Here is a 6,888-nt window from a genome sequence, read left to right as displayed (position 1 = left end):
AATCAACGAATTGCCATTAACAAAGGTCAATTATAATTTGACAGTTGGCCATTTAATAAAAATAATTTTATTTTTGAGGACATTTGCGGAAAGTCGGCTTTAAGTGAAAAATAGGTTTTGAGAAGGGAAAATGATGCCGTTTCGAGATATAAACCCCGAAGAACTTGAGTTCCTTGTGAAAAAAGCCATTGAGCTGGAGGCTGTTGACGCAAAGATAATTCCCACCTATCAGGTCTTTGTAGAGAAAAGAGTGGTCTTAAAATGCAGAGGATGTGTAGGGTACGGGAAAAAACTGACCTGCCCACCGCACGTCCCTACTGTTGACGAGTTTCGGGAGATACTTAAGGAGTACAGGTATGCCCTGCTTGTCAAGTTCCGGTCTCCTGCAGTTGCAGATGAAGAGATCGCAAAAGCCCCTTATAAGACCTGGCTTGACCCTGCCGAAACTGACGAAACAAGGGAAAAAGCAGGAAAATTCTGGTCCGATTATTTCGACTACAGCAAAAAAATGCTACTCTCAATGCTTGAGCTTGAAAAAGCAGCTTTTAACGAAGGTTTTACCTTTGCAGTTGCCTTTGTTAACGGTTCTTGCAGGCTCTGTGAGAAGTGCAACGTGGAAAAGGGAACCTGCCTCCACTCAAATATGGCAAGGATCCCGGAACACGCTGTTGGAATCAATATGAAAAAGACAGCGGCAGAAGCAGAAATGCCCATAGTGTTTCCTATCAAAGGGCAGCCTGAACCGATGTCCATCCTCCTGATCGACTGAAACCGGGAAAGAAACAGTTTTAAACTCAGGTCCTTATATTAAATTAGGGTGTTACACAGTTGACAGGTCCGAAAACTCAGAACCAATACCGCAGCAGTAGCTCTAAATTTATTTCTGTGAAAAAGAAAACAGTCATCAGAATTTATATCATCATAGGCTGGTTGATGATTGCATTAACCATGATGACTGCAACTGAGGTGGTATCTTATGATGAGATCAAGTACTTCTTCTGGGTAGTGCCAGTCTCAACAGCTGTGCTCTACCTAATATATGTGAATGGAAAGCCTTACCGGATGCCAAAAGAAGAAGAGATAAAGTCAATCCTTGCTCTCGTCTTTACTTTCTTATGTCTGATAATGGCATTTTTTGCGGCTATTTTATTGGGACACTGAAGGTCGTTAAAGAGCCGGAGCTTTTTTCCTTCGCCGGCTTCTCAACTTAAAATTCGGTATCAACTTAAAATTCGGTATCAACTTAAAATTCGGTATCAACTTAAAGATTTCCGCCAAATAAATAGGTAGTGCCGACCGTATTGAGCAGAAATTTCCCCGGCATCTCTTCGGCAAATCGGTTTATTGCTTTCCAGCCTGTGCAGTGCATGGGCACGACGTAATCGGGGTTGATGCGTTTCATTTCGTCAATGGTGGGCTGGATGATTGGGTCAAAGAGCTGCCCTGTCAGGTGAAAACCTCCCAGGACTGCATGGACCTTATCTGTGCCTGCTATTTTCTTTGCATGTTCTACGGTATTGATAATCCCTGCATGGGCACAGCCGCTGATGACAACAAGCCCTTTTCCCTTCAATTTTATCACAAGTCCCTGGTCATCCCGGAAGGGATCAGTTATCCAGTTTCCGTCAACCTTTGCCTCAGCCCAGGGGAATCCTTTTTCGAATGGGATTTTGCGCTCAATCTCTCCGGTTGTGTGGATAAGGCCATTAGCAATCGAAAAAGCTTTTTCGGACTTTACGGGGACAGCTCCGGTTTCTTTCATAATATCTTCATTGAGTACAGGTATTGGAACCGGGCGCCCGATTGCAGGAATATTCAGGCGGCGTTCAAGAAAGGCATCGGGATGAAGAATCAGCGGAATTCCAGGCGTGGTTCCTTTATCCCTTTTCTCACTTATGAGCTTAAAGAGCCCGGCAAGCCCGAGAAAATGGTCAGGGTGCCCGTGGCTAAGGACAAAGGCTTCGATGCTGCCGGGATCAGCCTTCAAAAGTTCGATATTATTTAAAAGGCAGGCAGGAGTTACGGCTGCATCCATCAACACGGTATGTTCCTCAGCCCCTTCATAAACTTTGATTAAACAGGAAAGCCCGTGTTCGGCGAGAAGGATTTGCGGTAAAGGTATCTGCGGTCGTTTGTATACGCCTGTGCTTTCTACTAACAGCATATCCGTATAATTGTCCATAAAAACTGTTATTTCCAGCCGGTCTGCTTCCCGAATATTCAGTTCATTCATATATACACCCAGCAGTTTAGTCTTTCTGGCCGTTTTTAGTCAATTATATCCAGGTTTATACAGGGCTGAAGGACGTGAATCGTTATAAGTTTTTCAAAATTATTTGTATTGGTATCGGCAATATTTTAACCGCCTGAGCAGGATTCCCCTTCCTCACGCAGCTGTTTTCAGGAGAGTTTCATTTTTTCGGCAGGTAAGGTGTTCCGGTTTTCGGATACCGGAGATCTAGAGGGCAGGCAAAAAAAGGAAACTTCCGGGAAGAGGGTGCCCCGTAAAGCTTAGGTGGCAGTCTGCTGAGCTACGACGAAGCCGATAGTGACTTCAACGTCTTTGCCGGTGGCCTCTTTCAATCGTTCGCTAGCTACTGTGGCGATATCCGGAGGAATTTCTCCCCCGGCTTGATACCCCACTAAAAAACCTACTTTTACCGGTTCATCCAGCAGGAGGTCTGAGGGTGTATATTTGACGTTTATAGCCTCACTCCGTCCAATCCCAGCTTCTACATACTCAGGTTCTTCGAACATATCCCACAGCTCCTGGTCAACCTGCTGTTTAACCAGAGAGGCCTGGAAGGAGGTGTAAGTGACAAGGGCGAGAACTACGGAGAGGAGGGCGATTAAAATTACGAGGACTGCTGCGCGTGAGATCACCGCGGCGCGGGCACTACCAACAGCCTTTTCCTCAGCAGGACGAAAGCCGGAAAGCCAGAACAGGATGAGGGCAGATACGTTGATGGTCAGCAGGTTCACGAGCACCAGTACAGCCGCTGTTATCGCCACGCCGTAGAATCCCCAGGCAAGCCCGAGCCCCGATGTTGCGGCCGGGGGGACGAGGGCCACGGCAATTGCCACTCCCACAAGGGTAGACCCGGAGCCCCGCATAATGCTTATGGCACCGGCAAGTCCTGAGCCCAGTGCAAGGAAGAGGGACAGGAAGTTCGGGCTGGTACGCTCGGCAATCTGGCCTATTTCACGGATATCGAGTCCCGGCGGCAAAAGCAGCGTCCCCTTCATGATTGCACCTATCACGGCAGCAACTGCGATTGCAAGCAGGAGCCCTCCCACCTGTAGTTTTACCCCACGGGAGGCAAGTTCCCGCTCATTGATGACTGTCCCGACACTGGCGGAGATTGCCGGTCCCATGAGCGGGGCAACGACCATTGCTCCTATGATTGTTGCAGCAGAGTCAAGCAGCAGCCCTCCCGTAGCGATAATAGTGCTTAGAATAAGAAAAGCAAGAAATGTAGAAGTGGCAGGTGCGAGATCTTCCGCACGTGCTATGAGTTCTTCCCGAGAAATGCGAAGTCCGGAATAACGTTTCTTTAACGCTTCTAAACGTGAGGAAACAACCGTCTCGGGTGACAGGACGATTGTGTACGCATTCTCACTGATTCCCGCTTCACGCAGCCTGGCCATCACCGGTTCGACGCCGATCGGCGGTATGGGGAACTGGACCAGGGCTTCGAACTCCCCTCTACCTGTTTCGTCCCAGACCGCATAATCGATCTGCTCGTCATCAAGTACAGCCAGAACTGGCTCCCGCTTCCCTTCCGGAATGAGTACCTGTACAATACGCATAATATAATTATGTTATTATAATATATATATTTATTTTTATTTGATCGGGTTTGAAATTTAGTAGACAGTAAATAGTTTAAAAAGACAAACTCCCATTAATATATTTAACATTGGAGGAGAAATCCTCTGCTGCTGCAAAAGCTACGGAAAAAGTATGGCAAAAGCTACGGAAAAAGCCGAACCTGAATGCAAAAGAGGAGTGTTTAGGATACGATATTCATGACTAAGGACAGAATTTGCAGTAAAAATTAGTAAAGGGTTATGGCAAGATTCCACAGATGATTTTTTTTAAAGAAGATAATTTTCCAGCCTGGATAGCTCTACAAAGCGGGAAACTGCCGTAAGGCAGGTCGGAGTCAGGATATTCAAGATCGACTGCCCCAATAGCTTAATCGGTTATCTGCTGAGCTACAACGAAGCCGACAGTGATCTTAACTTCTTTGCCAGTGGCCTTTTTCAGCCGATCGTCAGCTACCCTACCAATATCCGGAGGAATTTCTACCCCGGCTCGATACCCCACTAAAAAAGTCACCTCTACCGGTTTACCTAACAGGAAATCTGAAGGCCCATAACTGACTTCTATGCTCTCTCCCAGTATAAACTCTGCTTCTGCATACTCAGGTTCCTTGAACATTTTCTCCAGTTCCTGTTTAATCTCCTGCTCAACCAGAGCGGTCTGGAAGGAGGTATAAGTGACAAGAGCGAGAACTATGGAGAGGAAGGCGATTGCAACGGCGAGGACTGCTGCGCGTGAGATCACCGCGGTGCGGGCACGACCAACCGCCTTTTTCTCAGCAGGGCGAAAGCCGGAAAGCCAGAACAGGATGAGGGCCGATACGTTGATAGCAAGCAGGTTTACAAGCACCAGCACGGCAGCTTCTATCGCCACGTCGTAGAGTCCCCAGGCAAGCCCGAGCCCCGATGTTGCAGCCGGAGGGACGAGGGCCACTGCAATTGCCACGCCCACGAGGGTAGACCCGGAGCCCCGCATAATGCTTATGCCGCCGGCAAGCCCCGAGCCCAGCGCAAGGAAGAGGGACAGGAAGTTCGGGGTGGTACGCTCGGCAATCTGGCCTACTTCGCGGATATCGAGTCCCGGCGGCAAAAGCAGCGTTCCTTTCATGATTGTACCTATCACGGTAGCAACTGCGATTGCCAGCAGGAGTCCCAGCACCTGCAGTCTAACCCCACGGGAGGCGAGTTCCCGTTCATCGACTACTGTCCCGACGCTGGCGGAGATTGCCGGTCCCATGAGTGGGGCAACGACCATTGCTCCTATGATTGTTGCAGCAGAGTCAAGCAGCAGCCCGGCCGTAGCAATAACAGTGCTTAGAATAAGAAAAGCAAGAAAAGTAGAAGTCGCAGGTGCAAGATCTTCCGCACGTGCTATGAGTTCTTCCCTGGAAATGCGGAGTCCTGAATAACGTTTCTTCAACGCTCCCAACCGTGCAGAAACAACCGTCTCGGGTGACAGGACGATTGTGTACGTATTCGCGCTGATTCCCGCTTCACGCAGCCTGGCCATCACCGGTTCGACGCCGATCGGCGGTATGGGGAACTGGACCAGGGCTTCGAATTCCCCTCTCCCTGTTTCGTCCCAGACCGCATAATCGATCTGCTCGTCATCAAGCACAGCCAGTACTGGCTCCCGCTTCCCTTCCGGAATGAGTACCTGAACAATACGCATAATATAATTAAATAATTATAATATATAATATATATTGACTGATTTGAAATAGAATAGAAAGTAATCTCATGTCTACAGCCCGACTACTCTAAATATATAGAGGGAAAAGAAAAATTGAATTTATTATGATGTGTACTGTACACAACAAGGAAAAAAATAGCGGATTTCATGAAATAAAAATTGAACTGGAATATTACCCAATTGTAGAATTTGAGATTGTTTTGAGAAAGCTTGAAGGCCTGAATTTTGTGTTTTAGAGGTAAAAATGGAAAATATACTTCTCACTATTTTGCAATTGAGCCTGTTCGAAACCCTCTGCGTTACAGGCTCTCTGATCCTTATCGGCTTCATCCTGGGGTTTATTGAGAATAGAGCCAACTTCTATATCCAGAGTGTTTTTGGTCTGAAAGGAATTATGATTACAGCCTGGATAGGTACCCCAATCCACGAACTTGGCCACCTGCTGATGTGCTATCTTTTCAAGCATAAGGTAAATAAATTCAAGCTCTTTAACCTGAGACCCCGGGACGGAATTCTTGGGTACGTCAATCACAGCTGGAACCAGAAAAGCCTCTACCAGAACATAGGAAACTTTTTCATAGGCATGGGCCCCATATTCAGCGGAACGTTCGCCCTGGTCCTCGGGATGTTCCTCTTCCTGCCTGAGTCCTTTGCCACCTTTGCAAACTATCTGACCCTTGGCTCCGGCCAGTTTGACTCCCGGACGTTAGAAAGTATTTTCGTGCTGACAGCCCAGCTTTTTAAAAGCATTTTTTCGACAGAAAACTTAACCTCAGCCAGTTTCTGGATCTATTTTGCCCTTGCAATCGCAATCTCTTCCCATATAGCCCTGAGCAAAGAAGACCTTAAAGGAGCAGGAAGAGGTCTGGTCACAATATTTTCTTTCATTTTGCTGGTAAATGTGATTGCCCTGCTCCTAAATATTGATTTATCCGGTTGTTTCACGGGTATTCTGGCTCTCAATGTTTACCTGGTGGCATTTTCAATGGTTTCGGTTGTGTTTTCTTCGATCAGGCTGGTTATAAGTGCTTTTGCTTATACTCTTGTGTCCAGAATCATCTGATGTGCAGCAATTTCCCTCGTATAGTCAGGCGTAAAATTCTGGCTAAATGTAAAATTATAGTCTGAATGTACCAGAAAATGTGATTTCATTGACCCATACAACCTTATTCGCTATCTTGGGTCGTTCTTGTCACGCTCGACGCAGGAGAGCGGTCTTTCCCTGAAAAAAGACGAAAAAGCAAAGTAAAAAAGTGAATAAGCAAAGCCAAAAAGTGAAAAAGCCAAATATCCTGTCAGGATGCGAATGGAATTAAAACTCTCTGAAAAACACTTATTTTCAAGTCTCTTTTTTAGTCTCACTTTTCTGT

6 protein-coding genes are annotated in these 6,888 nt (G+C 46.8%); 3 read left to right on the top strand and 3 right to left on the bottom strand.

Annotation, left to right across the window (positions count from 1 at the left end):
• Positions 1-130 precede the first annotated feature (130 nt).
• Together EO93_RS02250 and EO93_RS02245 are read left to right on the top strand one after the other, a co-directional pair.
• On the top strand, positions 131-769 hold the full coding sequence (locus EO93_RS02250) for a DUF2284 domain-containing protein (RefSeq protein ID WP_235282907.1): 639 nt from the start codon (positions 131-133) through the stop codon (positions 767-769).
• A 59-nt stretch (positions 770-828) separates the two neighbouring features.
• A complete protein-coding gene (locus EO93_RS02245) occupies positions 829-1,161 on the top strand; it encodes a hypothetical protein (RefSeq protein ID WP_048160985.1) in 333 nt (110 codons plus the stop codon).
• 100 nt (positions 1,162-1,261) lie between these two features.
• On the opposite strand, the gene EO93_RS02240 is transcribed toward EO93_RS02245, so the two are convergent.
• The 3 genes from EO93_RS02240 to EO93_RS02230 form a co-directional block, all read right to left on the bottom strand.
• Positions 1,262-2,233, bottom strand: coding sequence for an MBL fold metallo-hydrolase (locus EO93_RS02240; protein ID WP_048160984.1), 972 nt, complete (start codon positions 2,231-2,233; stop codon positions 1,262-1,264).
• 278 nt (positions 2,234-2,511) lie between these two features.
• Positions 2,512-3,810, bottom strand: coding sequence for a TIGR00341 family protein (locus EO93_RS02235; RefSeq protein ID WP_048160983.1), 1,299 nt, complete (start codon positions 3,808-3,810; stop codon positions 2,512-2,514).
• Between the two features lie 388 nt (positions 3,811-4,198).
• Entirely contained in the window at positions 4,199-5,497 is a 1,299-nt protein-coding gene (locus tag EO93_RS02230) for a TIGR00341 family protein (protein ID WP_048160982.1), read from the bottom strand.
• 265 nt (positions 5,498-5,762) lie between these two features.
• On the opposite strand from EO93_RS02230, the gene EO93_RS02225 reads away from it, so the two are divergent.
• Positions 5,763-6,581: a hypothetical protein gene (locus EO93_RS02225; protein ID WP_048160981.1), complete on the top strand. Its 819-nt coding sequence runs from the start codon at positions 5,763-5,765 to the stop codon at positions 6,579-6,581.
• Positions 6,582-6,888: the final 307 nt, after the last annotated feature.

The sequence above is a fragment of the Methanosarcina sp. 1.H.A.2.2 genome (genome assembly GCF_000979975.1).
GTDB lineage: Archaea > Halobacteriota > Methanosarcinia > Methanosarcinales > Methanosarcinaceae > Methanosarcina.
This window is presented reverse-complemented; position numbering and strand designations above follow the sequence as displayed.